This window comes from Marinobacter sp. NFXS11 (assembly GCF_040148675.1).
Lineage (GTDB): Bacteria > Pseudomonadota > Gammaproteobacteria > Pseudomonadales > Oleiphilaceae > Marinobacter.
In genome coordinates, this window is record NZ_JAGDDV010000003.1 from 489,130 (window position 1) to 513,922 (window position 24,793).

The window sequence follows — 24,793 nt, forward strand, 5'->3', positions numbered from 1 at the left end:
GGGATGAGTTTCCTCGATTATTTCAAGGGCAAGAAAAACAAATCCGCAAGCGTTGCCAAAGAGCGCCTTCAGATCATCGTCGCCCACGAGCGGGGCCAGCGCGACCAGCCGGATTACCTGCCCCAGCTCCAGCAGGAGCTGCTTGAGGTTATCCGCAAGTACGTTCAGATCAGTGACGACATGGTTCAGGTTGAAGTGGACCGCAACGAGAGTTGCTCGGTACTGGAGCTGAACGTCACGCTGCCGGAACGATAAAGCCGTATGGCCTGTCCAGAACCGGACAGGCCATCACTTACCATCTCGCAAAGTGGTCTTCCATCAGGCCCCGCAGACCTTTAACCTCAATTTTTCCGCCAGCCTCATCCGTCACCGTTCCATTGAATGTGCCCACGTATTGCCGGAAATTTGATGCCAACACCCAGGCGTCCAGTTTCTCCTTGCGCAAACCGGCGGGAACAAAATTCAGATCAACCCGACCATCCTCCGTGCTCACATGCCAGTCTCCGCCTGGTTGATACCGATCAAATCGGAACTGTGACGCTCCCAGCTTGTGGCAGACACCATCCAGCCAGAGCGCATTTTCCGTCATTCCCGTCTCATTGACCCCTGCTGCCAGGTTCAACCCCAGGGACCGGCCATCCGCAAGCTGGCCGGCCAGGCAGGCCCAGTTCCAGGCCGTTTCCCGGCGCATGAAGCCACAGCTCCAGTCGATGGATCCGCGAGTCTGCTCGTCGCAGCGCCAGATACGATGATCCCAGCGCACTTCCCCTTCCACCGGCAAGCCTGCCGACTTGCGGGTAAATACCCAGCCATTGTAGCCGGCCGGGCATACCAGCCGGAGCGGGTCCCGATCCTCTGAAAGCGTCAGTTCAATACGGATACCTCCAGGAGCCGAGACCGTAATTGTCCGGCCATCCGCAGAAGGCGCAATTCGCACGGCCACCTCTCCTTTGCTGAAGCTTGTCACCCCTTCCTCTGGCCGTGGCTCAATGCAGGTTTGCCGGGCCAATGGCTGAAGGAACGACTGCTCCATCATCTGGCCAGTCTCGAAGTCATAGAGATAGAAGAATCCGCTGCCCAGCAGCTTCAGATCGACCACCGCCAGACCCAACACCCAACCCGGGCCCATGGCACTGACAAACTGGAACTGGTTGAACCGCCATCGCCTTGCCAGTTTTGAACGCGGGCGGTCCATCACCGTACGCAGGTCATAATCCAGATAGTTGATCTCTGCTACCGGTTCATCCAGCAGTCCCGGAATCACCTGCCCTTTGCCGTTGATGAGTTTCTTAATGGTCATAGTCGTCGTCAGATCGGGCCAATTTCGGTTACCAAATCAACAGGTCGCTACCTGGTTCACAATCCACTGTTTCCGTGGCCATGCCGGCAAAAGCCCCATGCTAGACTCGGCCCACCATCTGCAAGGAAGTGTACCCTATGAGAAAGAGCATAGCCCATGGCATTACGGGCTGGGCCTCGGTGATCAGTGGGCTGGTCTGTGCGTTGCTGGTGTTTGCTGTTGCCGCCAGTGCCCGCGCTGAACTGCCCAGTGAAAGCGACGAGGCGTGGACGCTACGCAAGGAAGCCGATCACATCCGGGTCTATACCATCGAGCAGCCAGGCTCCAGCTTCAAGGCCTTCAAGGCCGTGGCGGTGCTCGACGCGCCTATCGAAAACCTGATGGCTGTGATGGCCAACCCCGGTTCCTGCGTCGAGTGGGTGCACAACTGCACAGAATCCTATGCGTTTGGCGATGGCGGGTTTCACGATCGCTTTGCCTATTCCGTGAATGACATGCCCTGGCCGGTTACTGACCGCGACTATGTCCTGCGCATACGCACACGGGGCGATCAGACCTCCGGTGAAATCGTCATGGATCTGAACGCCATGCCCGATCAGCGGGCAGAAAACAGTAGCCGGGTGAGGGTCGATCGTTCGGACACCCTTTACCGGTTCACGCCAGAGGGGGAGAGCACCCGGATGGTGTGGGTCCAGCACACGGACCCCAATGGGGCGCTGCCCGGCTGGCTGGTAAATTCCCTGCTGGTTGATATTCCCGTGAGGTCAATGGAAGCGCTGGAACGCGTTGCCAACAGCAGCAAGTACCAGGGTTACCAACTGGTTTACGATGAGCAGGGCCAACTGACCGGCCTTCGTATGAACAAACCCTGAGTCCCGGCGCACAGTAAGGGATGACGCGCGCGGTATCACGCGCTAAGCTTTATGAAAGGACTCTAGAAGGCAGCCCAGATCAATGACCGTTCTCGCCTACGAGATCATGACACCCAGCATCAAGGCCGTCCCGCAATCCTGGACCATGGACCGGTTGGCCCGCTTCCTCACCGACAATGAGATAACCGGCAGCCCAGTCACCGATGACGACGATGAAATTGTCGGCATTGCCACTCTTAAAGACATCACCGAATTCCGTTGGAACGCCACGCGCTCCGATGCCGACCGGCATCTGACTCCCGAAGAACGGGAGGAAGCCCGACGCCTGCGGATGGTGATCTTTGAAGAAATGGGGAAGGTGCCTGTAGAAGTTCGCGACATCATGACCCCCATCGTTTTATCGGTTGACGAGAAGACGCCGGTGCGCGACATTGCGAATATCATGATGCGCGAGCACCTGCACCGGATCTTTGTCACCAATGATTCAAAAATTACAGGCATCATAACGACTTACGATATGCTGAAAGTGATCTCAAATGAGGAACTCACGCAACGCTGCGCCGATAACGACTGAGCCACCAGAGAGGTAGCGCCACTTATGCCCAGAGCATCGCAAGCTCGCCGAAAGATGTATGTCCTCGACACCAACGTCCTGATCCACGACCCGAACGCCCTCCTCAACTTTGAAGAACACGATGTCATCATCCCGATGACGGTCCTCGAAGAACTCGACAGCCTCAAATCCGGCAAGCAGGCCGTGGCCGCTGACTGCCGTCAGGCCATCCGCAACATCGACAAGTTGCTGGGCGATGCCAGTCCGAAGGTGATCGAAAAAGGTGTTCCCATCGTGCGCGGCAAGAAGGCCGAACCCCTGGGCACTCTTTCGATCCTGATGAGCACCGGTGACAGCGGCAACCATTCGCTGCCAGAGCATCTGAACGACAACAAGATCATCAACACCCTGGCCGCGCTCCAGAACCGCCACAAGTCCCGGGATATCATCCTGGTGTCGAAAGACATCAACATGCGCCTTAAGGCGCGGGGTTTCGGGGTGGAAGCCCAGGACTACCACAACGACCAACTGCTCGACGACATCGATCTTCTGCCCAAGGGCTACCGGGAGTTCCCGAACTCTTTCTGGGACACCATCGAGAAAGTGGAAACGGTTCAGCGGGAGGGTTCGACCGAACATATCCTCAAGCGGGAGGGCGAGCTGGCGAAGCTGAACATCAATGAATTTGTCATCGATCAAATGGGCTTCGTCGGTAAGGTGGTGGACCTCTCCGACGATCAGTTGATCATCAAGGACCTGCACCAACACGACCTGATGAACGAGGAAGTCTGGGGCCTGGTTCCCCGGGACATCTATCAGGCAATGGCGCTGAATTTGCTTCTGGACCCGGACATCCACCTGGTCAACCTCACCGGCTCCGCAGGCTCGGGCAAAACCATCCTGGCGCTGGCTGCGTGTATTGAGATGACCGTGGCGAGCAAACTCTACAAGCGTATTATTGCCACCCGCTCCACCCAGGGACTGGATGAAGACATCGGGTTCCTGCCCGGTACCGAGGCCGAAAAAATGGAGCCCTGGCTGGGCGCCATCGTCGACAACCTGGAAGCGCTTCATGAGGATGACGAGAACATGACCGCCAGCGTCGACTATATACTCAGCAAGGTGCCCCTACACTTCAAGTCCATGAACTACATCCGGGGCCGCAGCTTCCAGCACAGCCTGATCATTATCGATGAATCCCAGAACCTGACGCCCCATCAGATCAAGACCATCATTACCCGGGCCGGTAACGGGTCAAAGGTTATCTGCCTGGGCAACCTTGCGCAGATCGATACGCCCTATCTGAGCGCCCTGAGCTCAGGCCTCACCTATATGACCGAACGATTCAAGCGCTTCCGCCACGGCGCCCATATTCACCTGCAAGGCGTTCCACGTTCGCTGCTGGCTGAGTTTGCCGAGGCCAATCTGTAGGCTGACATTACTCCAAGAGGGGCCTGCCAGAGCCCCTCTCAATCCTTGAACTGGGCTTTATCCAAGCCATGCTTGCGCATCTTGTCGTACAGGGTTTTCCGGGCAATCCCGAGCTGGACCATGGTGTCCTTGATGCTGCCATGGCTGGCATTCAGGGCGCTGATAATGGCGGAACGCTCGAAACCGTCCATCATTTCGGCGAGCGTCTGTCGGCCCGCCACATTGGCGGTATCCGCAGCTTCGTTCTCATCCAGCGCAGCAGGCCCCAGCAGGACATAACGTTCAGCCAGGTTCCGAAGTTCGCGGACGTTGCCGGGCCATGAATGTTGCATCAGCCGGGCCGCCTGACCGGCATCAAGCGGAATGCTCTCCCGATCATAGCGGGCCGCGGCAATCAGCACGAAATGGTGGAACAGCAGCGGGATGTCCTCTTTCCGCTCTCTCAACGGCGGGATGTCAACTTTGACCACATTCAGCCGGTAATAGAGATCGGGCCGGAATTCGCCATCGTCACTGAGTTTTTTCAAATCCGCCTTGGTGGCGGCAATGATCCGGACATCCACCTCCTGAACCTGATTGCTGCCCAGACGCTCGACCCGTTGCTCTTCCAGCACCCGCAGGAGTTTCACCTGCAAAGGCATGGGCATACTTTCAACTTCATCCAGGAACAGCGTGCCCTTGTGGGCGTGCTCGATCTTGCCGATACGGCGTTTTTCGGCCCCGGTGAACGCCCCGGCCTCATGGCCAAACAACTCGCTTTCAATCAGGTTCTCGGGCACCGCGCCGCAGTTGATTGCCACAAAGTTGTGGGCGCTACGTCCACTGTTCTCATGAATGTATCGTGCCAGCGCATCCTTCCCGGACCCTGTTTCCCCATGCAGAAGGATATTGGCCGAGATGTCGAGAATGGGATCAATGGTCGCCATGACCTTTTGCATCAACGGCGAATCCCCCAACATCCGGGGACCGGGTCTGGCCAGGTGGCGCAGCTGTGCTTTCAGTCGCCGGTTCTCGAGGGCGAGGTGCCGTTTTTCCAGGGCATGGCGGAGCAGCTCTATCAGTTCATCATGATCAAATGGCTTCTCGATAAAATCGTAAGCGCCCTGCTGCATGGCTGTTACCGCCGTGCTTATGTCGCCCTGCCCGGTAAGAATGATCACGGGAATGGTGTTATCGATAGCCCGGAGCCGGTCCAGCATCTCCAGGCCGTTCATCTCCGGCATGTTGTAGTCGCAGAGAACCACGCCGTCATAGTCGGTATTGATATGTCCGAGCGCCGATGGCGCATCCCCGAAGCAGCTGACCGGCAACTCCTCCAGGGTCAGTGTCTGGGCAATGGCCTGGCGGATGTGTGGATCGTCGTCCACAAAGATTACCGAGGGTTCTGTCATTCCATGTCCTCACGCTTCTTGAGAGTTACGACGAATTCCGCACCCGGCCCATCCCGGCGGTTCCGACCGGTCAGGCTGCCACCCAGCGCATCCACAATCTGGCGCGATATGGAGAGCCCCAGGCCCAGGCCCTGCTTGACCGATTTAGTAGTGAAAAAGGGCTCGAAGATCTGTTCGGTGTCGCCCTTCAATCCCGGCCCGTTGTCGCGCACCAGGCATTTCCAGCAATGCTCCGTTTCTTCTATATCGATCCGGATTTCCGGCCGTGCACCGCCCTCTACCGCCTGAACCGCATTCGCCATCAGGTTCACCATAACCTGCTCTATCCGTATCAGGTCGCCGTGGCACATCACCGGCGCGTCCGGACGGTGCCACTGGATATCGATTTCCGAACTCGATTGCTGGGCAACAATAATTTTCAGAGATGCATCAATCGGTTGCCGGAGATCGACCACCGCTGGAGGGCCTTCGGATTTGCGCGCAAACACTTTGAACTGCCGGGTAAGCTCCGCCATCTTGTCACACAGGAGGATGATTTCTGACAGGTTAGCATCCACCATCTCCCCGGCACCTTTCTCAAGGAAGCGACGGCTGTTTCGGGCATAGGTCTGAATGGCCGTCAGAGGCTGGTTCATTTCATGGTTGAGACCCGCGGACATCTGGCCCAGCACCGCCAATTTCGCAGCCTGGATCAATTCCTGCTGGGTTTCCCGAAGCTCGGTTTGGGTGCGTTCACGCTCTCGGATCTCCTCCACCAGTTTGCGGTTGGAGTTCTCCAGGTCTGCGGTCCGCTCGGCCACGCTGCGCTCCAGCTGCTCGCCCCTGAGAGCCAGTTCAGCCTCGCGCCGGTAGCGCTCGCGCAGGTACAGCCAGGTCAACAGGCCACCAAAGAACAGCGCTGCGCCACCGACCGCAAATCCCAGCCGGGTCCAGACGACCGAGCGAGTGCTCACCATGACCTGAAGCGTCCAGTCCATCCGTGGCAGAGGCGTGCGTACGCTCAGATACTCCCGGGGTTTGCCATTGTCCCGGATGCGAAGCGTTGCTGACTGCTCCAGAAGCCCCCAGGGGGTTCCCAACGTTTTCAGCGCCATTGGCGTCAAATCGCGGTCTGGATAGCGCCGGCGGGAATACTCGTTGGGCACGGCATCGGCCATCCCCGAAAAATTTCGGTAGAGCCAGTCCTGTCTGCTCGCGAGAAAACTGATGCCATTCTGATCAAGCACGACCATCTCCGCCTCTCGCAAACCAGCTGGGCGATCCCATTGGGATTCCAGTTCATGGACCAGAACCTTCACGGCGACCACCCCGATAATCTGGCCGCCCTCGTCTCGAACGGGATGCGAGAAATACAGACCCCGCACGCCAGACATCAGGCCGAGGGCGAAATAGATCGCCGAATCGCCCGATTCCATCGCCTCATAGAAATACGGCCGGAAATTGAAATTCCGACCGACAAAACTGTCTGGCTGCAGGTAGTTGTTGGCTGCGATCGTCAGGCCGCGAGTATCCATCAGGTAGACATCCGAACTGCCTACGATAGTGGCCATGCGCTGCATCTGTTCATTGGCCGAGAGAATAGCAGAGCGACTGTCAGGCGCCTGCAGCGCCCGCTGCAGTAACGGATGCTCCGCCATCAGCTCGGGCACCGGGAGATACCGGTTCAGTTCGTTGGCCACCAACTGGCGATACCGGAAGGACTCCTCCAGGCTCTCCTGCTCCACCTGCCGGTATCCAACCCAGCCACCGAGCAGCCAGGCGGCCACCAGGGTCGCTACAAACAGGAGAAAAACGCCAATACGGTAAGGCATAGGGTCCGGTTCCCGAAAACCGCGGAAAGCCGCTAGAGTATAGCCAGGCCGGTTGTAGAACAACCGTACCATGTTTCCATGGCACGGTTGTTCTGACGCAGCCAGCAAGCCCCCCTTTACAGGGCGCCAGCTGCGGCAAGGCGAGTTTTGCGCTGCTTCTGGATGACGAACGCCAGAACCGCCAGAGCAATACCAGTGAGATCTGTCCAGAGCCCACCCTCTATCATCAGCAACGCGGCCGCAATCAGCAGGAGTCGCGTTATCCAGGACGCGGAAATGCTCGCAAACCAACCGAGCACGCCACCAGAGAGCATGTAAACGCCAAAGGTTGCGGTTACCAGTGCCCTCGCGATCTCGAACCAGCCGGCTTCCATCAACAAGGCGCCGTTGTAGAAGAACATGAAAGGCACGATGAATGCTGCGATGCCAATCCGGAACGAGGCCACGGAAGTTTCCATGGCGTTGGCACCCGATATCCCTGCAGCGGCATAGGAGGCCAGCGCAACCGGCGGGGTGATCGCGGAGACTACAGCGAAGTAGAACACGAAGAAGTGTGCCGTCAGCGGTTCAATACCCAACTGGATCAGGCCCGGCGCGACCACCGAAGCGGCCACCGCGTAGGCCGCCGTGGTCGGCATACCCATGCCCAGCAGAATGGAGATGAACATGGCGAAGATCAGCGCCAGCAACTGGCTGGTGGCAGCCACGTCCAGCAACAGCACTGAGAAGCGCGCGCCGACCCCTGTCAGGGAGATAACGCCAACAATCACCCCTGCCGCTGCGCACACCACAATAATCTGGATTGCCATGTAGGAGGCGATTTCCAGCGCCTGCAGGATATGCCGCAGGCCCATTTTGTTGGGAGACAGCCAGCTCACGACGGCGGCCGAAACGGTCGCCAGGGTTCCGGCCCGTATTACCGAGTAGCCCATGAACAGGGCCACAATCAGGATAATGATCGGCACAAACAGGTAGCACTGCTTCATCATCGTTTTGAGCTTCGGCAGCTCATCTTCACGCATGCCACGCATGCCGGTCTTCGCAGCTTCAAAGTCCACCATGAAGTAGACCGAGGCAAAATACAGGATCGCCGGAATGATCGCGGCAATGGCAATCTCGGTGTAGGGAATGCCGGTAATCTCCGCCATGATAAAGGCGCCGGCCCCCATGATCGGTGGCATGATCTGGCCACCGGTAGATGCGGCCGCCTCGACAGCGCCGGCGGACTGTTTGCTGTAGCCCACTTTCTTCATCAGTGGAATCGTCAGCGAACCGGTGGATACCACATTGCCGGCACTGGTGCCGTTGATCATACCCATCAGGCCCGATGCGAAGATCGAGACCTTGGCCGGGCCACCCCGGGAGCGACCGGCCGCGGCAAAGGCAAAATTGACGAAATAGTCGCCCACTTTTGAGGCCTGCAGAAATGCGGCAAAGATAATGAAGAGAATAATGTAGGTCGAAGACACCGCAGTGGTCGGCCCGAGGATCCCGGCATCGGTGTAAACCTGACTGAAGAATCGCTGAACCGAAAGCCCCGGGTAGCCGAGGAAACCGGGCAGATAGGGTCCGGCGAAAACATAGGCCAGAAACACCAGGCCAATGATCACCAGTGCCATCCCCGCCACACGCCGGGTAAGTTCCATGATCAGGGCCGTGCCGGCAATCGCTGCGAACGAAATACCCACCGGCGCGAAGGAGGTGCCGGTCGACATCCGCATGGACGTGTTGTAGACCACCAGAAAATAGGCCGCGACCGCCAGGGAACAGACGATCAATACCAGGTCGGGTACGCTGAATACCGATCGCTCGCGCTGATGAAACCAGCTCATGACAATGCCGACACCGGTGGCCGCCAGCAGCGGCCACCCAAACTGCCACACCTCCAGTTCGACCGGAATCCGCATGGCGCCATTCTGAACCATCTGCCAGAACGAAAATGTCTGATACAACACATAGAGAGCCGGCAGCATGGCGACAGCGCTGATCCAGGTTGTCCACCGGTGGCGGGCACCGCCCTCGTCCGATGACACAAACCGGGCGCCGGCAAACAGCACGAAACCCAGCACCAGGGCACCGGCAATGTGCACAATCCGGAACGACCAGGTTTCCAGGGGCGCTATGTTCAGGGAATACAGGTGAAAGGCTGAATAGACAATCGCCAGCAGGGCGACAAATTTCAGCAGGCCGCCTTCAAACAGCCGGCGGTTGGCTTCGACCGGTTCATCGTCCACGTTGTGCGCGAGTACATGGTCCTCGCCCACTTCAATGTCCGGAAGGTCTTTGGAATCTTGTTCGATAGTCATGACACACCCTGCTTGCAGGCAAATCGGGGCCAGAACTCGGCTGGCCATACTTTGCGGGAGACTGCCGGGCAGCCTCCCGCTCGAGCACTGTTACTTGATCTGGCTGTCTTCGATCGGGTAACCATTCTCGTTGAACCAACGCGCAGCGCCCGGGTGCCAGGGCAGGACGTTGTTCTTCGTGTAGTTTTCGGGTACCGAGTTGCGGGCCGCCTTGTGAATGGAGACCATCTTGTCGTTGTTCTCCATGGTCAGCTTGGTGATTTCATACACGAAGCTTTCAGAGACGTCACAGTTGACCATCGCGAAGTTCCACATGGATACCACGCGGGAAGGCGCATCCAGGGACTGGTAGGTGGACGCCGGGATGATGAACTCGGATACCGGGAAGTTGTTGATAATGGTCTCGGCCTCGGCATCATTCATGCCGATGATGTTCACGTCGGTTTGCACTTCCAGCTGGCTGACCGCAGGAATGGGAATACCGGCGGCGAAGGCAACCACATCAATCAGGCCATCCTGAAGCTGACCGCCAAGATCAGACCAGCTGCCGTTGCGGCGTTCAAAGTTCACGCCCAGGGTTTCCATCATGCGCGGAAAGTAGGTGTCCGAGGTGGAGCCCGCCGGACCAAAACCGATCGTGGCGCCATCGGGGATATCGGCGATGGAGGTAATGCCAGAGCTGGAGAGTGCGGTTACCGAGAACGGCGTTTCGTACATCGGGAACATGGCGCAGACGTTGTCCATCTTCATGCCCGGCGCAAGCGGGCTGTTGCCGTCCATGGATTCCCGAGCCGGGCCCATGGTGGTCAGGCCAAACTTCAGGTCACCGGTGTGCACCAGCGCCATATTCTGAACCGGACCGCCGGTGATCTCGGCACCGCCGGAAACGCCCAGGTTTTCCGCGACAAAGTTGGCCCAGCCGGAACCATAGGCAAAATAGGTTCCACCCTGACTGGCTGTACCAACGGTGAAGTTGCTCGGCCAGTCCGAACGATCCTGAGCTGTTGCGGGGGTTGCGACTGCGAAGGTGGAGGCAAAGGCCACCGCCATTACGGCTTGGGTTTTCATAAGGAATGCTCCCGATTCATTTTGTTTGTTGGGTGCTCAACGAAGCTCTAACAGCTCCGGTGGGTAACCCAATCAGCAAGGAGCAGACCAGATCTCGATTAATATGGAAAAACAGGGCCTTACTAAAAACAGAGCAAGTTCAGGCGCTGAAAAATGGGTGGATATCCACCCATCTGAAAAAGCGGATGGGTGAATCCCGACACGTAGGGCGTTTCGGGTTCTGGCTACCAGCGGCCCTGAAGCGTCGCCACAATACGACGACTGCCGGCTCGATCCCGGTGCTCGCAGAGATAAAGTCCCTGCCACGTTCCAAGCGACAGGCGACCATGGCTGACCGGGAGGGTCAGCGAGGGGCCGATCAGGATGCTTTTGATATGAGCCGGCATGTCGTCGGCCCCTTCCATAACGTGCTCATAGTGCGGCGCATTCTCAGGCACCATGACGTTGAAATGGCGTTCCAGGTCGCCCCGCACATCCGGATCGGCGTTCTCGTTCACCGCCAGAGAAGCGGAGGTGTGCTGGATGAACAGGTGCAACAACCCCACTTCGCAGTTGGTCAGGTCCGGCGCCTGGGCAAGGATTTCATTGGTGACCAGATGAAAGCCCCGCGGTAGCGGCGCCAACTCGATAAACGACTGATCCCAGATCATGACAGCCCTCTCGATTATTTCTGCCGGTCATCCCAGGGGTGAACGGGAACCACATCGTCGCCGACATCGCCCTCGTAGCTGCTGCGGAAATAATCCATGGCTTTTTCCGCCTCGCTGAGCTCGTCAAATCGCGCGACGTGGTAAATTGCCTCACCCTCGTTCACCAGCGGCAGGTTATTCACGCAGATTACGATCCCCGAGCAAGGTGACACCACCGCGGTTTCCGATTCGCCGAAGGGGTCCGCCACCATGGCCAGCCTCTGGCCTTTGCGAACCTTCTGGCCCAGCCGGGCAACAGGCCTCATGATCCCATCGATATCCGCCCGCACCCATTGGGAGTTGGCCGCCGTTTCAGACCGTTTTCTCGGCGCCTTGGGCCCCTTTTTCGCCGGGATCATTTCGAGTTCACGCATCACCCGGATGACGCCTTTCACACCGCTCCCGATCACCACGTCATCAAAGCGCAGAGCTTCTCCGCCTTCGAAGGTGATCACCGGGATGTCCTGTGAATCAGCATAGGCCCGCAGGCTTCCCTCACGGAGCCCCGAATTGATTATGATAGGAGCACCGAAGGCCTCGGCCATGCGCACGGTTTCCGGGTTTTTCAGCTCGGCACGGATTTGCGGCAGGTTGAAGCGATGAATAGCACCTGTGTGCAAATCGATGATGTGGGTCACCCGCTCCATAATCTGGGTGCGCAGCAGGTAGGCAATACGCCCGCCCAGGGAGCCACTTTCAGTGCCGGGAAAACAGCGGTTCAGATCCCGCCGGTCCGGCAGGTATCGGGTGCGCTGCACGAATCCGAAAATATTGACGATAGGCACCGCAACCAATGTACCCCGAAGATGCCTCAGAGCCGAATTGGTGAGCACCCGACGAACGATTTCCACGCCGTTGATCTCGTCACCGTGAATGGCACCACACACCATTAATACCGGGCCATTTCTCCGCCCGTGCACAACCTCAACGGGAATGTGCAGCGGCGTGTGGGTGTAAAGCTTGGCAACCGGAACTTCCACGGTTTGCCGGGTTCCGGCCTTTACCTGGGTCCCGGCAATTTCATAGGGGGCACGGGCCATGCTTTAGCCTCTCCCCTTGGTCCGGGTCTTCCAGGGCTTCTGATTCTTTTCGGTCCAGTTGATGATCATGCCGGCAACGTTCTTGCCAGTGGCGTTCTCGATGCCCTCAAGGCCAGGCGACGAGTTCACCTCCATTACCAATGGCCCTCTGCTGGAGCGGAGCAGGTCAACACCAGCAACGTTCAGGCCCATGGCTTTGGCGGCCTTGATTGCGGTGCTGCGCTCCTGCGGGGTAATGCGTATGAGCGAGGCAGTGCCGCCCCGGTGCAGGTTTGAACGGAACTCGCCTTCGGCGCCCTGACGCTTCATGGCCGCGATCACCTTGTCGCCAATCACAAAGCAACGGATATCGGCACCGCCGGCTTCCTTGATGAATTCCTGCACGAGGATATCCGCTTTCAGGCCCATGAAGGCTTCGATCACACTTTCCGCAGCCTTGCGGGTTTCTGCCAGCACCACGCCGATGCCCTGGGTACCCTGCAGCAGCTTGATCACTACCGGCGCCCCGCCCACCATCTGGAGCAACTCCGGAACGTTGTCCGGCTTGTTCGCGAAACCGGTAATCGGCATTCCGACACCCTTACGGGCCAGCAGTTGCAGCGAGCGCAGCTTATCCCGGGAACGGCTGATGGCCACGGATTCATTCACCGGAAACACGCCCATCATCTCGAACTGGCGTAATACCGCCGTTCCGTAAAAAGTCACCGATGCACCGATCCGCGGAATCACCACATCGAAATCCTCGAGGACCTCCTCGTGGTAGTGGATCTGGGGATTGGCCGAGGTGATATTCATGGAGCAGTGAAGGCAGTCGATGACCTTCACTTCGTGGCCACGATTAATGCCCTCCTCCACCAGACGGCGGGTCGAGTAGAGGTGACGGTTTCGTGACAGTACCGCTATTTTCATTTTTCAGTCCTTAAGGCCGGCTCGCCGGCAAGATAGGAAGCTTCGGGATAGATCACTGAGCGCCCTGACATAGCGGTACGGCCCAGCAACATCCGGAACCGCATGGAATCTCGGTTGGTCAATGTCATTTCAATGGGCCATTTCTGGCCGCCAATCAGCAGCGTGGTTTCGATGACCAGGCGCATTTCCTTGTGGCCACCGGAGTCGGAGACGTTCCGCTCATCCAGCACCCTGGCATCGCACTCAACAACTTGATGCAGATCGTTCTGCACCGGGTGCACCCAGAAGCGCACCCGCCGCTCGCCATTTTCAGTGTACGGCTCGGTACGGAACGTGTGGAGACAGGAAGTTCTGGCTCCGGTATCGATTTTCGCCTTGATACGGCTGATATCCAGGTCCGGCAGCGCCACCCATTCCCGCCAGCCAAGACTCATCTTGCTCTCGGCGGGGGTCGGTGGGATGGTTTTGATAACTTCAGCTGTCTTTATCGACATCCGGGAGATCCTTTTCAGTGATTTTTTCCGGCCCCAACAGCTGAACACGGAACGGCTCTGAATGGCTACCCGCATAAACGCTGGTGTGGGGGAACGGAATTTCAATGCCTTCCCGATCCAGGGTTTTCTTGATCGCGACCATCATGCCGCTTCGCCCCTCAAGCACCTTTTCCTTCGGCACCCAGTAAGAGAACTGCAGATCCACCGAGGATGGGCCAAATGCTGTTACCAGCGTGAACGGCTTGGGTTCTTCGAGACAGACCGGATTCTTTTCTGCCAGATCCAGAAGCAGACTTTCCACCCGCTCTACATCTTCAGCGTAGGCAATCCCCACCGTCAGGTCGAGCCGGCGTATCGGAAACCGGGAACGGTTGATCACTCTTGTCTTGATCAGGGTTTCATTGGGAATCCGCACATACAGGTTGTCCGGCGTGCGTAACTTCACGCTCAGCATATCAATGCCGACGACTTCCCCGATGGTCGCGTCTACCTCAATGAAGTCACCGATTTCAAAGGGTTTTTCCACCAGCAGAAACAAGCCGCTGATCATATTCGACGCCGAAGTCTGAGAGGCAAAACCAATGGCAACGGTAAGGATACCGGCAGCGCCGAGCACCACATCCAAAGAGAACCCGGCCTCCCGCAGGGCCGCCACAAAAAACAGCACCACGATGACGTAAAACACCAGCCGCCGAACCATGACGGTATGATGGCGTGAAGTGCGCTGCGCCATGAAACGGCCGACACTGCGGGCCGCCAGAGACCCGAGAAACAGACCCAGCACCACAAGAAAGGCGGAACTGATCCACTGCCCCCAGGCAATATCGGTAAAGAACTTCATTACGCCTGTTTGCATTGTTTCCAGCAAAACGTCGACTCCGTCAGATCCGTTTCAGCCAAACATCCGGTCAAACGCCCGGACAAGCCGGCCGCGTGCCATTTTTTCACGAGCATTCGCCACAGGCCGGCAGGTGCCCGCTGCCGGCAGCAACGACTGCTCCACATGCAGACTCGCCGAATTCATGTCGGTCTCAACTTCAACCGTTACCCCCGGCGTCCACAGCTGACCACGATCGTTCTGGTGCAATGACAGCAACGGCGTTGGCAGACTGAAGCGCTCAAGCAGCAGGGGCTCATCCCGCCGGTTGATCAACGTCACCGGCGTAACGGCCCGCCACGGACGTTTAGGTACTGCCTCCAGTACCAGACGGGCAAAACTGGGAGACGCGTAACACAGCTCCCCCTCCATGGTGTTTCGGCCTACCCAGGTCTGGGAAGCCGATGCCAGGGGGATCTCCGTCAGTACGGTTTGCTTGTCGCCGGCGCAGACCTTCATCCAGACGAGCGTGCCCACGTAGATCGTGCAGCGGCCACCGGCAGGAATCGTCAGGGGCTGGAAAGGACGAATCACGGTAGGCAGGTTTGCAAGTGCCGGCAGGAATGTCACGGTCGACGACTGGTTTTCCCGAATGAACCGCTGCAGCGGCACCGAGGCAGAAGGCAGGGTATGGCCGATGGTTTCTGTCCAGCTGGCCGGATCCGTATCCAGTTCCAGCGTTTCGGAACGAATCTGCCACTCCTGATCCAGAAGGGTAACCCACAAACGAATATGACCCAGTTGGTGATACTGGGTCTGGCCGGAAGCCAGTGAATAAGGCTGGGCCCAAACGCCGTCACGGCGACCTTCGCTGTTGTTCTCCATTCCCGCCACAGAACTCCTTGAGGATCGGCCGGCTGATTTGCTGTAAAAGTGTCCTAACTATAATCCAATCAGCCAGCCCGGGCGAATATCCAAGTTGGTGATTTTATTGAAACACCGGCCTGTAATTACACTTACATCAATCCCTCAGACAACTATGGATTACGGATGACACAACTGGTCTGGTTCCGAAACGATCTCCGGATTGCCGACAACGCTGCCCTCACAGCCGCCTGCGAGAGCAACGAGCAGGTGCGAGCCTGCTTCATCCTCACGCCAGAGCAATGGCAGGAACACGACTGGTCGCCGGCCAGGGTGCACTTCGTCATCGCCCACGCCAACGCCCTGGCCGAAGAGCTGGCCAAATTGGGTATACCGTTGTCCTTTATTCACGCAAAGCGCTTCGAAGACAGCCTCGGCAAACTCCAGAACTACTGTGAACAGCACAAGGCGACAGCGCTGCACTTCAACGAAGAGTACGGCGTCAACGAGCGCAAACGGGATAAAGCGGTGAAGCATCGCTTTGATGAACTCGGCATTGCCGTTCGCAAATACCGCGACCAGACAGTTGCACCAGTAGGCGAGATCCTCACCCAACAGAATGACCCCTACTCCGTATTCACACCGTTTTCGAGACGCTGGCGCAGCTGGATAGAAGAAACCCATCCGGGTCTTTTCCCAACGCCCAAAGCCAGGGGTAACGCCGTAAGCCCGGAACAGATTGACTCCATACCCGAAGCCTTTCGAGACGCCCCCGAGCCCCTCGTTGCAACCGGTGAAGATGCCGCCCACGACCAGCTCGAGCGCTTCCTCGAAAAACGCGGCGGTGCGTACAAGGAAAAGCGTGACTTCCCCGCCATCGATGGCACCAGCCAGATATCCCCTTATCTCGCCAACGGTGTTCTCTCTGGCCGGCAATGCCTGATAGCCGGTCAACAGGCCCAAGGCGCCGGCGGCAACCAGGAAGGCCTGGGAACCTGGATCACCGAAATCGCCTGGCGGGATTTCTACATCAACATCCTGTACCACTACCCGCGGGTCAGCATGCACCGCTCCTTCAAGCCGGAAACCGAAGCCCTTGAATGGAACACACCGGGCGACAGGTTCGAAGCATGGAAAACCGGCAACACCGGCGTCCCCATCGTCGACGCCGCCATGCGCCAACTCAACCAGACCGGCTGGATGCACAACCGACTGCGCATGATCACCGCCATGTACCTCACCAAAAACCTGTTCATCGACTGGCGCCTGGGCGAAGCCTACTTCATGTCAAAACTGATCGACGGCTTCCTGGCCTCCAACAACGGCGGCTGGCAATGGAGCGCCTCCACCGGCACCGACGCCGCCCCCTACTTCCGCGTGTTCAACCCGGTTACCCAGAGCGAGCGATTCGATCCCGATGGGGATTTCATCCGGGAGTGGGTCCCTGAACTGGCCAAGCTGGACAACAAACGGATCCATGATCCGGGTGCGAAAAGTGGTGTGATTCCGAAGGGGTATCCGAGGCAGATCGTTGATCTGAAAGAAAGCAGGAAAGAGGCTATCGCAAAGTTTCAGGCGCTGAAGAACTGAGATACACAACTAGGCGGGCTAAATCAAAGCTCTGACGCAGTGGCGGGGACGGCCTTCCCAAAACTGTGCGGAGCCATGGATGGCGGAGCCCAAGCGTCACAGGGACGTGCCGCAAGGAGCGTGTTTTGGGAAGGCCGTCCCCGGCGCTGCAGCCCGAAAGTTCGAAAGCCCGCCTGCACACAGTTAGCCAGAACAAACCGGACAGGAAGGATCCCGAGCCAGCTTCATCTCCCGCCACTGCATTTCCCACGCATCCAGAATCAACAACCGCCCAACCAGCGGCGTCCCCACTCCAGAAATCACCTTGATAGCTTCCATCGCCTGGGTCGCCCCGATCATCCCTACCAGCGGCGCAATCACCCCCGCCTCGGAACAGGTCAGATCCTCATTGCCCTGCTCCGGATACAGACAGTGGTAGCAGGGGCTCTCCTCCCGCCGGCTGTCGTAAACCGAAACTTGTCCCTCGCCCCGAATGGCCGCTCCGGACACCAGGGGCACTTTTGCCGCCACACAGGCACGGTTTAGCGCAAACCGGGTGTTGAAGTTATCCGTGCAATCCACCACCAGGGTCGCCTTCGCGATCGTCCGCGCCAGAGCCTCACCCTCAAGGCGCTGATTCAGGGCGGTGACCGAGACCAGCGGGTTGATCCGCCGAATCCGATCGGCAAGACTTTCCGCTTTCGATTCACCCAACTGCGCGGTTTCGAAACCGATCTGGCGCTGAAGGTTAGCCAGTTCGATATTATCGTCATCCACCAGGGTCAGGGTCCCGACACCTGCGGCGCCCAGATACAGAGCGACAGGACACCCCAGGCCGCCAGCACCGATCACCAGAACCCTGGCCGACTGCAGCTTTTCCTGGCCAGCAATATCGAACCGGGGCATCAGGATCTGCCGGCTGTAGCGCAATAATTCGTCGTCACTGAGCATCTGCATCTCCACTGTCAGGCACCGGAATACCATTTCCCAAGTGTCATCCGATCCCGGTTGCCATAATCCTGCCGGGTCTCAACGGTTTTAAACCCGCGAGCATGAAACAACTCTGCCACGGCCTCCGCCTGATCGAAACCATGCTCAACCAGAAGCCAGCCGCCTTCAACCAGCCAATCCGGCGCCTGGCTGATAATCAGCCGCAAATCATCCAGACCATCACTGCCGGAAACCAGGGCCGAGGCAGGTTCGAACCGGACATCGCCTTCGGTCAGATGATGATCACTATCCGGAATATAGGGGGGATTGGAGACGATCAGATCAAACCTTCCGGGCGTGAGTGCTGAAAACCAGGAGCTCTGAACCACAGAAACTGTCAGACCAAGCGCATCGGCATTGTCACGAGCAAGCGCGACTGCTTCAGCCACGGCATCACAAGCAGAAATTCTCCAGTCCGGATTCTCACTGGCGAGAGCCAGGGCGATGGCGCCGGCACCCGTCCCCAGATCCAGCACTCGGGCCTGCCGGGGTAACGCCAGGTCCAGGGCGACTTCCACCAAACATTCGGTATCCGGTCTTGGAATCAGGGTGGAGGCACTGACTTTCAGCGGCAGCGACCAGAACTCCTGCTGTCCCAACAGGTGCGCCACTGGCCTGCCGGCCACCCGATCCTGCACAAGCGCCTCAAAGGCATCGGCGTGAGCATCGGTAACCTCACGTTCCGGCCAGGCCCGAAAACTGGTTCGGCTGAGCCCCGCAATGTGGCTCAGCAGCAGCTCGGCATCCAGTCTCGGCGAATCACTTTCAATTCGGCTGGATGCCTCCGTCAGAAGGGCTTCGCAGGTCAGCGAGGGCTTACTGGTCATCGGCGAGAGAGGCGAGCAGCTCGGCCTGGTGTTCCTGCTGCAGAGGCACGACGACGGCGTCCAGGTCACCGGCAATGACTTCGTCGAGCTTGTAAAGGGTGAGATTGATCCGATGATCCGTCACCCGCCCCTGGGGAAAGTTGTACGTACGGATCCGTTCGGACCGGTCGCCACTGCCCACCAGGCTCTTGCGAGTCTCAGCCATGGACTTCTGCTGCCGCTCGGTCTCGGCATTCTGAAGCCGAGAGGCCAGCAGACTCAACGCCTTGGCGCGGTTCTTGTGCTGGGAACGCTCTTCCTGGCATTCCACCACGATGCCAGTTGGCAAATGCGTTATCCGGATCGCCGAATCGGTCTTGTTTACGTGCTGGCCGCCAGCACCTGACGCACGAAACGTGTCTACCCGCAGATCCGCCTTGTTGAGCTCAATGGCCTCAGCCTCATCGGCCTCGGGCATTACCGCCACGGTGCAGGCCGAGGTATGGATCCGGCCCTGGGATTCGGTTTCCGGAACACGCTGCACCCGGTGGGCACCGGACTCGAATTTCAGGGCACCGTAAACTCCGTCACCGGCCACGCGCGCAATCAGTTCCTTGAAGCCGCCGTGCTCGCCCTCGCTCTCGCTCAAAACCTCCACTTGCCAGCGCCGGCGCTCGGCATAGCGCAGATACATCCGGAACAGGTCGCCGGCAAAAATGGCAGCTTCGTCACCACCGGTGCCAGCACGAATCTCCAGGAATACGTTCTTGCCGTCGTTCGGGTCTTTCGGCAGCATCAGGCGCTGGAGCTCTTCATCGAGTTCCTCGCTCTTATGCTCGGCAAGTTGCAGTTCTTCCTCGGCCATTTCCCGCATATCGGCGTCGCCATCTTTCGCCAGCTCGCGCGCAGCCTCGATGTCATCCAGGGAGTGCTGCCACGCCTGGAAGCAATGAACAATGGGCTCAATCTCGGCGAACTCCCGGGAAAGGTCCCGGAACTTGGCCTGCTGGGAGATAATGGTGGAATCACTAAGCAATGCGCTGACTTCCTCGAAGCGGTCGGAAAGCTGCTCGAGGCGGGATTGGATCGATGGCTTCATAGTTTTTCCGGGGTTGTCGTCGTGTCCGCGTCCAGTGCATCCAGCTGGTGCAACTCACGCAGCCACTCTGTCACCTCGGTGCGACCTTCTGTGGTGGCCTTGCGAACCTGCACAGAGGGCTCGTGCAGGAGTTTGTTGGTTAGGCCGCGTGCCATACTGCGCAGCACGGTTTCAGGATCTGTGCCATTGCGCAGGGCGCGCAGGGCTTTTTCGGTCTCCGCATCGCGCAGCACTTCGGCACGCTGCCGGAACTGCTTGAGCGTGGACACCGCATCCAGCGCCCTTAGCTGGTTCAGGAAGTCCTGAACCCCGGACGCCACAAGATTCTCGGCCTCCCGGGCCGCGCCCTCACGAGAGCGGATATTTTCTTCGATAACCTGGCGCAGGTCGTCCACCGTGTAGAGATAGACGTCGTCCAGCGAGGCCACCTCCGGCTCGATATCCCGGGGCACCGCAATGTCCACCATGAAATAGGGACGGTGTTTGCGTTTCTTCAGGGCACGCTCAACGGCACCTTTACCAAGGATCGGCAATGGGCTTGCCGTTGAAGAAATTATAATGTCGACATCGGCCAGGTGTTCCGGGATCTCGGACAGCACAATGCCCTTGCCACCGCGGGATTCTGCCAGTGCCTGTGCCCGTTCAAGGGTACGGTTGGCCACCAGGAAATCTTTCACTCCGGCATCTGCAAGGTGCCGGGCCACCAGCTCAATGGTTTTGCCGGCACCGATCAACAAGGCCTTGTTGCGGGACATGTCGGCAAAGATATGGTGCGCCATGCTCACCGCTGCGTAGGCAACAGAAACGGGGTTTTCACCGATGGCTGTCTGGGTGCGCACTCGCTTGGCGACCGAGAAGGTATGCTCGAACAATCGGGACAGGAACGAGCCACTGGCGCCGTGTTCCCGGGCCAGGGAATAGGCATCCTTCAATTGCCCGAGGATCTGTGGCTCGCCCAGCACCATGGAGTCCAGGCCGGCGGCCACTCGCATCATGTGCCTGACGGCATCACCGTCGCGGTGCACGTACAGCGCTTCTTCAAGTTCCGCGGCGTCCATACCATGGAAGCCTGCCATCCAGCGAAGCACCATGGGAGCGCAGTCGTCATCGCCGGCCAGGTACAGCTCGGTTCGGTTGCAGGTAGAGAGTATCGCAGCCTCGGTGGCGCCTGACGTCGCACGCAGCTCGGCAAATGCCTCCGCCATACGCTCGGGCGTAAACGCTACTCGCTCCCGCAATTCTACGGGGGCCGTGCGATGATTGATTCCCAGCGTTACCAGTGCCATTTCGTGGTTGTACAACCTTTTGCCGATGAGCGGTTTAGATACGCGCAATTACAGAACATTTTAACGGCCAGCGGCCTGAGCTGCCACCCAAAACCACCGCAGCTTCGGCAAGTGCGGACAGGTTGGGCAAGATCAGGCGCTTATGCCATTATAGGGATTCGGCTGAGGCCGCGACCCGATCTACCTCAAATCCGGGGCTGGAGCGTGGTTATTTCAGATGCGTTTTCGACAGATCATGGGAAGTTGCATGCACAAATCCGTACCGTTTCTGGTTACCTGCCTGCTTGGCCTCACGCTGGCGGGTTGTGCCAGCCTCACCGGCACAGAGGAAGTGCCCGCCAAGAGCGAAACCGTCGCCGCCGGGGAAAAGACAGAACCACAGCCGCCGGTTGAATACGCCGATTTTGAGCCCGAAACCCTCTATTTGCTTCTGTCTGCCGAAATTGCAGCCCAGCGCGGACGCTACGACATTACCCTGGTTAACTACCTGAAGGCTGCCAAACAGTCCCGAGACCAGGTGGTGATTGAGCGGGCGATGCGAATCGCCCAGTCCCTGAACGGCGATAACGCCCAGAAACAGCTCGCCGAGCTGTGGCTGGAGATCAACCCGGATAACCTCCAGGCCCACAGAATCTCTGCGATTCAGGCCGTAAAGGGAAACGACCTCCAGACTGCCATTCATCACATGGAACGGATCATGGATCAGGGCGGCGATGCCGACTTCGACAGCCTTGCCGCGATGGCTGCCAATCTGCCACCAGAGCAACAGCAGGAACTGCTCACCCTCTATAAAGAGATGTCGGAGCGCCACCCCGACACACCGGAACTGGAATACAGCATCGCGCTCCTGTTGAAAGTAACCGGGCAGCCACAGCAAGCCCTGGACAGACTCGAACCACTCCTGCAGGAAAACGCGAACTTCCAGCCGGCTATCATTCTCAAGGGCGACCTGCTCTACCAGACTGGTCAGAAAAGCAGCGCCCTGGATTACCTGCTGACCAACACCCGCCGCTTTCCGGGCAACCGACAGATGGGCACGCTTTACGGCCGCATGCTTATAAATGAAGGCGAATTACAGGCTGCCCAGGATGAATTCAACCGCCTCGTAAAGCGTCACCCGGACACCCCGGGCCTGCGACTCTCTCATGCGCTGGTCGCTCTTGAAAATGGGCAGACCGACCTGGCACGGCAAGAGCTGACACAGCTGGCCGAACAGGGCCACCATACCAGCGAAGCCAACTACTACCTGGGCCGAATTGAGGACCAGGCAGGCAATACCGAGCAGGCCATTGGCTATTACCAGAGCGTGGAACAGGGCAATTACTACTTTCCGGCCCTCGCCCGCGCCAGTTCCCTGCTGACTGAAAACGGACAGCTTGAAGACGCCATTGACCGCATCCGCAGGCTGCGCGAAGCCAATCCGCGGCAGGCAGAGAACTTCTGGTTACTGGAAGTAAACCTGCTGCTGGATCAGGAACAGCAACAGCAGGCCCTGAGCACCGCCACAGAGGCTCTGGACGAACATCCGGACAACATCGAGATCCGGTACGCCCGGGCCATGCTCTACGATGGCATCGGACAGCCTGCCGAAGCCGAAGCCGATCTGAAGCAGATTATCGAACAGGACCCGGAAAACGCTGTTGCCCTGAATGCCCTGGGCTACATCCTGACCACCCGGACAGACAGACTGAGAGAAGCCCGCGGCTATATCGAGAAAGCACTGCGGCTGGATCCGGACAATCCGGCCATCCTTGATAGCATGGGCTGGGTCCTGTTCCTAGAAGGCCAGCTCGAGCCGGCGCTCGACTACCTTTCTCGTGCCTGGGCCGCCTTCCCCGATCCGGAAGTTGCGGCTCACTATGGTGAGGCGCTATGGATGAACGGAGCCGAAGAACAGGCCCGAATCATCTGGCAGGAAGGCCTGGAGCAGGACAGCAATCACGAAGTGCTCAGAGAAACTATTGATCGGCTGACCAATGGTGGTGAATCCGAATGAGACTGGCGCGAATTCTGGCGGCACTGACGATGCTTGCCACCCTCGGCGCCTGTACTACGATCCAGATCGATCCATTGCCGGAGGGCATGACAGACCAGCCTCCGGCTAACTGGACCACTCGCGCCGCCAGTCTCGACAAACTCGACCACTGGAAGCTGTCCGGGAAGCTGGCCGTGCGCCAGCCATCCGACAGCGGAACCGCCATCATCAATCACTGGATCCAGGATGGCGAAGCTTACGATCTTGCCCTCTCCTCATCTTTCCTCGGTATGGGCAGCACAACACTCAAAGGGGTTCCCGGGTTTATCGAGCTGACCCTACCGAACGGCGAAACCTATCGCTCGGGCGAGCCGGAAGCGCTGGTCGAGGCTGCCACGGGCTGGCAGTTGCCGCTGGAAAACCTGACCTGGTGGATTCGGGGCCTGCCATCTCCGGCCAGCGATTACCGCCTGCTGTTTGATGATCAGGGCACCCTTGCCATAATCCGCCAGAACGGCTGGGAGATCCGCTATGACCGCTGGCAGACCTTCCTCTCCAGTTATCCTGCACTCCCCGCTCGCATCACCGCCCTCAAGAAAGAAAAGCGTGTCCGGCTGGTGGTCAGCGACTGGCAGGAGCAGCGCGAGTGACACCCGACCTGATACTGCCCTCACCGGCCAAGCTGAACCTGTTCCTGCACATTGTCGGGCGCCGGGACGACGGCTATCACGAACTTCAGACCCTGTTTCAGTTTCTCGACTACGGAGACGAACTGACCTTCACCCTCACGCCCGGCGAGCCCGGCGTGAGGCTCGCGGAGCCTGTTCCGGGCGTCGAAGATGACGACAACCTCATCGTTCGCGCCGCCAGAGTTCTTCAGGAACGGGCTCAGGGCGACCGGCCCGGAGTTACCATCGGCATCACCAAACGGCTGCCCATGGGCGGCGGCCTGGGCGGCGGCAGCTCGAACGCCGCAACCACCTTGCTGGGACTGAACCATCTCTGGCAGCTCGAGATGAGTACCGATGAGCTTGCAGAAGTCGGCCTGAGCCTGGGCGCCGATGTACCGGTGTTTGTCCGTGGCCATGCCGCCTTCGGCGAAGGCGTTGGTGAAACATTAACCAAGGCGAATCCACCGGAAGACTGGTTCGTTATTCTCAAGCCAGACTGCAACATAAACACTGGCAAGATTTTTTCCGAGCAAGGGTTGACAAGGAACACCCCGAGAATCAAAATAGCGCCCGCTTTTGAGGGAGACGCCTCGAGGTACCGAAACGACTGTGAGGATGTAGTTCGAAAACTGTATCCTGAGGTTAACCAGAGCCTGGAATGGCTTGCACAATTCGGACCTGCAAGATTAACCGGAACCGGGGCTTGCATATTTGGACGTTTCCCGACAGAATCCGCAGCCCGGATCATCTGGGAAAGCAAACCCTCCGGCGTCACGGGGTTCGTAGCTAAAGGGGTGAACAAGTCACCTCTACACAAAAAGCTAACAGAGCTGAAATGATGCCAAAAAAGCA

At 58.5% G+C, this 24,793-nt stretch carries 23 protein-coding genes; 8 read left to right on the forward strand and 15 right to left on the reverse strand.

Translation table 11 applies throughout. From position 1 onward, the window contains the following. Positions 1-3: 3 nt before the first annotated feature. Positions 4-255 carry a cell division topological specificity factor MinE gene (gene minE, locus J3362_RS17950; RefSeq protein ID WP_349521617.1) on the forward strand — a complete coding sequence of 84 codons (252 nt, stop codon included), beginning with the start codon at positions 4-6 and terminating at the stop codon, positions 253-255. Between the two features lie 37 nt (positions 256-292). Here the strand turns inward: minE and J3362_RS17955 are convergent, their stop codons facing one another. Beyond that, positions 293-1,300: a DUF2804 domain-containing protein gene (locus J3362_RS17955; RefSeq protein WP_349521618.1), complete on the reverse strand. Its 1,008-nt coding sequence runs from the start codon at positions 1,298-1,300 to the stop codon at positions 293-295. 137 nt (positions 1,301-1,437) lie between these two features. Here J3362_RS17955 and J3362_RS17960 point away from each other — a divergent pair, with 137 nt between their 5' ends. The 3 genes from J3362_RS17960 to J3362_RS17970 all read left to right on the forward strand — a co-directional run bounded on the left by J3362_RS17960 (position 1,438) and on the right by J3362_RS17970 (position 4,156). After that, complete coding sequence (locus J3362_RS17960; protein WP_349521619.1) at positions 1,438-2,172, forward strand: START domain-containing protein; 735 nt, start codon at positions 1,438-1,440, stop codon at positions 2,170-2,172. 82 nt (positions 2,173-2,254) lie between these two features. After that, positions 2,255-2,746: a CBS domain-containing protein gene (locus J3362_RS17965; protein WP_349521620.1), complete on the forward strand. Its 492-nt coding sequence runs from the start codon at positions 2,255-2,257 to the stop codon at positions 2,744-2,746. A gap of 24 nt (positions 2,747-2,770) precedes the next feature. Beyond that, positions 2,771-4,156: a PhoH family protein gene (locus J3362_RS17970; RefSeq protein ID WP_349521621.1), complete on the forward strand. Its 1,386-nt coding sequence runs from the start codon at positions 2,771-2,773 to the stop codon at positions 4,154-4,156. 38 nt (positions 4,157-4,194) lie between these two features. Here J3362_RS17970 and J3362_RS17975 read toward each other — a convergent pair whose 3' ends face one another. The 10 genes from J3362_RS17975 to J3362_RS18020 all read right to left on the reverse strand — a co-directional run bounded on the left by J3362_RS17975 (position 4,195) and on the right by J3362_RS18020 (position 15,566). After that, positions 4,195-5,547 carry a sigma-54-dependent transcriptional regulator gene (locus tag J3362_RS17975; protein WP_349521622.1) on the reverse strand — a complete coding sequence of 451 codons (1,353 nt, stop codon included), beginning with the start codon at positions 5,545-5,547 and terminating at the stop codon, positions 4,195-4,197. Further along, positions 5,544-7,358, reverse strand: coding sequence for a sensor histidine kinase (locus J3362_RS17980; protein ID WP_349521623.1), 1,815 nt, complete (start codon positions 7,356-7,358; stop codon positions 5,544-5,546). The genes J3362_RS17975 and J3362_RS17980 overlap by 4 nt, the downstream gene beginning before the upstream one ends. A 116-nt stretch (positions 7,359-7,474) precedes the next feature. Then, the gene (locus J3362_RS17985) at positions 7,475-9,664 is read right to left on the reverse strand and encodes a TRAP transporter permease (RefSeq protein WP_349521624.1); all 2,190 of its coding nucleotides are present in this window, start codon (positions 9,662-9,664) and stop codon (positions 7,475-7,477) included. A 90-nt stretch (positions 9,665-9,754) separates the two neighbouring features. Further along, positions 9,755-10,732 carry a TAXI family TRAP transporter solute-binding subunit gene (locus J3362_RS17990; protein WP_349521625.1) on the reverse strand — a complete coding sequence of 326 codons (978 nt, stop codon included), beginning with the start codon at positions 10,730-10,732 and terminating at the stop codon, positions 9,755-9,757. Between the two features lie 224 nt (positions 10,733-10,956). Then, positions 10,957-11,382, reverse strand: coding sequence for a secondary thiamine-phosphate synthase enzyme YjbQ (locus J3362_RS17995; protein WP_349521626.1), 426 nt, complete (start codon positions 11,380-11,382; stop codon positions 10,957-10,959). A gap of 14 nt (positions 11,383-11,396) precedes the next feature. Next, the gene (locus J3362_RS18000) at positions 11,397-12,461 is read right to left on the reverse strand and encodes a succinylglutamate desuccinylase/aspartoacylase family protein (RefSeq protein ID WP_349521627.1); all 1,065 of its coding nucleotides are present in this window, start codon (positions 12,459-12,461) and stop codon (positions 11,397-11,399) included. Between the two features lie 3 nt (positions 12,462-12,464). Next, the gene (gene rimK, locus J3362_RS18005; RefSeq protein ID WP_008176329.1) at positions 12,465-13,370 is read right to left on the reverse strand and encodes a 30S ribosomal protein S6--L-glutamate ligase; all 906 of its coding nucleotides are present in this window, start codon (positions 13,368-13,370) and stop codon (positions 12,465-12,467) included. Continuing rightward, a complete protein-coding gene (locus J3362_RS18010; RefSeq protein ID WP_349521628.1) occupies positions 13,367-13,864 on the reverse strand; it encodes an ATP-dependent zinc protease family protein in 498 nt (165 codons plus the stop codon). The genes rimK and J3362_RS18010 overlap by 4 nt, the downstream gene beginning before the upstream one ends. Continuing rightward, positions 13,845-14,705 (reverse strand): mechanosensitive ion channel family protein, encoded by an 861-nt coding sequence (locus J3362_RS18015; protein WP_349521742.1) that lies wholly within the window; start codon positions 14,703-14,705, stop codon positions 13,845-13,847. The genes J3362_RS18010 and J3362_RS18015 overlap by 20 nt, the downstream gene beginning before the upstream one ends. A gap of 51 nt (positions 14,706-14,756) precedes the next feature. Next, the gene (locus tag J3362_RS18020) at positions 14,757-15,566 is read right to left on the reverse strand and encodes a DUF432 domain-containing protein (RefSeq protein WP_349521629.1); all 810 of its coding nucleotides are present in this window, start codon (positions 15,564-15,566) and stop codon (positions 14,757-14,759) included. 165 nt (positions 15,567-15,731) lie between these two features. Between J3362_RS18020 and phrB the strand changes: the two genes are divergently transcribed. After that, positions 15,732-17,135: a deoxyribodipyrimidine photo-lyase gene (gene phrB, locus J3362_RS18025; RefSeq protein ID WP_349521630.1), complete on the forward strand. Its 1,404-nt coding sequence runs from the start codon at positions 15,732-15,734 to the stop codon at positions 17,133-17,135. Between the two features lie 183 nt (positions 17,136-17,318). On the opposite strand, the gene J3362_RS18030 is transcribed toward phrB, so the two are convergent. From J3362_RS18030 to hemA, 4 genes are read right to left on the reverse strand one after another with little or no spacing between them, the layout of a single operon-like run. Next, complete coding sequence (locus J3362_RS18030) at positions 17,319-18,065, reverse strand: molybdopterin-synthase adenylyltransferase MoeB (RefSeq protein WP_349521631.1); 747 nt, start codon at positions 18,063-18,065, stop codon at positions 17,319-17,321. A 14-nt stretch (positions 18,066-18,079) separates the two neighbouring features. After that, positions 18,080-18,931, reverse strand: a complete 852-nt coding sequence (gene prmC, locus J3362_RS18035) for a peptide chain release factor N(5)-glutamine methyltransferase (RefSeq protein WP_349521632.1) — start codon at positions 18,929-18,931, stop codon at positions 18,080-18,082. Beyond that, entirely contained in the window at positions 18,921-20,009 is a 1,089-nt protein-coding gene (gene prfA, locus J3362_RS18040) for a peptide chain release factor 1 (RefSeq protein WP_349521633.1), read from the reverse strand. Before prfA ends, prmC begins: the two co-directional genes overlap by 11 nt. Continuing rightward, positions 20,006-21,295, reverse strand: a complete 1,290-nt coding sequence (gene hemA / locus J3362_RS18045; RefSeq protein WP_008176344.1) for a glutamyl-tRNA reductase — start codon at positions 21,293-21,295, stop codon at positions 20,006-20,008. The genes prfA and hemA overlap by 4 nt, the downstream gene beginning before the upstream one ends. A 247-nt stretch (positions 21,296-21,542) precedes the next feature. On the opposite strand from hemA, the gene J3362_RS18050 reads away from it, so the two are divergent. The 3 genes from J3362_RS18050 to ispE are packed head-to-tail and all read left to right on the forward strand — an operon-like array spanning position 21,543 to position 24,780. Continuing rightward, on the forward strand, positions 21,543-23,291 hold the full coding sequence (locus tag J3362_RS18050) for a tetratricopeptide repeat protein (protein WP_349521634.1): 1,749 nt from the start codon (positions 21,543-21,545) through the stop codon (positions 23,289-23,291). Beyond that, on the forward strand, positions 23,288-23,920 hold the full coding sequence (gene lolB / locus J3362_RS18055; protein ID WP_349521635.1) for a lipoprotein insertase outer membrane protein LolB: 633 nt from the start codon (positions 23,288-23,290) through the stop codon (positions 23,918-23,920). Before J3362_RS18050 ends, lolB begins: the two co-directional genes overlap by 4 nt. Then, positions 23,917-24,780, forward strand: coding sequence for a 4-(cytidine 5'-diphospho)-2-C-methyl-D-erythritol kinase (ispE, locus tag J3362_RS18060; RefSeq protein WP_349521636.1), 864 nt, complete (start codon positions 23,917-23,919; stop codon positions 24,778-24,780). Before lolB ends, ispE begins: the two co-directional genes overlap by 4 nt. The last annotated feature ends 13 nt before the right edge of the window (positions 24,781-24,793 follow it).

Excerpts from the sequence above, each read along its gene's own strand:
- J3362_RS18030 (WP_349521631.1), bottom strand. The coding sequence starts at position 18,065 with ATGCTCAGTGACGACGAATTATTGCGCTACAGCCGGCAGATCCTGATG.
- J3362_RS17985 (WP_349521624.1), bottom strand. The coding sequence starts at position 9,664 with ATGACTATCGAACAAGATTCCAAAGACCTTCCGGACATTGAAGTGGGC.
- J3362_RS17955 (WP_349521618.1), bottom strand. The coding sequence starts at position 1,300 with ATGACCATTAAGAAACTCATCAACGGCAAAGGGCAGGTGATTCCGGGA.
- J3362_RS17975 (WP_349521622.1), bottom strand. The coding sequence starts at position 5,547 with ATGACAGAACCCTCGGTAATCTTTGTGGACGACGATCCACACATCCGC.
- prmC (WP_349521632.1), bottom strand. The coding sequence starts at position 18,931 with ATGACCAGTAAGCCCTCGCTGACCTGCGAAGCCCTTCTGACGGAGGCA.
- rimK (WP_008176329.1), bottom strand. The coding sequence starts at position 13,370 with ATGAAAATAGCGGTACTGTCACGAAACCGTCACCTCTACTCGACCCGC.
- J3362_RS18050 (WP_349521634.1), top strand. The coding sequence starts at position 21,543 with ATGCACAAATCCGTACCGTTTCTGGTTACCTGCCTGCTTGGCCTCACG.
- J3362_RS17970 (WP_349521621.1), top strand. The coding sequence starts at position 2,771 with ATGCCCAGAGCATCGCAAGCTCGCCGAAAGATGTATGTCCTCGACACC.
- J3362_RS18020 (WP_349521629.1), bottom strand. The coding sequence starts at position 15,566 with ATGGAGAACAACAGCGAAGGTCGCCGTGACGGCGTTTGGGCCCAGCCT.
- J3362_RS17960 (WP_349521619.1), top strand. The coding sequence starts at position 1,438 with ATGAGAAAGAGCATAGCCCATGGCATTACGGGCTGGGCCTCGGTGATC.
- J3362_RS18015 (WP_349521742.1), bottom strand. The coding sequence starts at position 14,705 with ATGAAGTTCTTTACCGATATTGCCTGGGGGCAGTGGATCAGTTCCGCC.
- J3362_RS17965 (WP_349521620.1), top strand. The coding sequence starts at position 2,255 with ATGACCGTTCTCGCCTACGAGATCATGACACCCAGCATCAAGGCCGTC.
- J3362_RS17995 (WP_349521626.1), bottom strand. The coding sequence starts at position 11,382 with ATGATCTGGGATCAGTCGTTTATCGAGTTGGCGCCGCTACCGCGGGGC.
- J3362_RS17980 (WP_349521623.1), bottom strand. The coding sequence starts at position 7,358 with ATGCCTTACCGTATTGGCGTTTTTCTCCTGTTTGTAGCGACCCTGGTG.
- lolB (WP_349521635.1), top strand. The coding sequence starts at position 23,288 with ATGAGACTGGCGCGAATTCTGGCGGCACTGACGATGCTTGCCACCCTC.
- minE (WP_349521617.1), top strand. The coding sequence starts at position 4 with ATGAGTTTCCTCGATTATTTCAAGGGCAAGAAAAACAAATCCGCAAGC.
- J3362_RS18010 (WP_349521628.1), bottom strand. The coding sequence starts at position 13,864 with ATGTCGATAAAGACAGCTGAAGTTATCAAAACCATCCCACCGACCCCC.
- J3362_RS17990 (WP_349521625.1), bottom strand. The coding sequence starts at position 10,732 with ATGAAAACCCAAGCCGTAATGGCGGTGGCCTTTGCCTCCACCTTCGCA.
- prfA (WP_349521633.1), bottom strand. The coding sequence starts at position 20,009 with ATGAAGCCATCGATCCAATCCCGCCTCGAGCAGCTTTCCGACCGCTTC.
- hemA (WP_008176344.1), bottom strand. The coding sequence starts at position 21,295 with ATGGCACTGGTAACGCTGGGAATCAATCATCGCACGGCCCCCGTAGAA.
- phrB (WP_349521630.1), top strand. The coding sequence starts at position 15,732 with ATGACACAACTGGTCTGGTTCCGAAACGATCTCCGGATTGCCGACAAC.
- J3362_RS18000 (WP_349521627.1), bottom strand. The coding sequence starts at position 12,461 with ATGGCCCGTGCCCCCTATGAAATTGCCGGGACCCAGGTAAAGGCCGGA.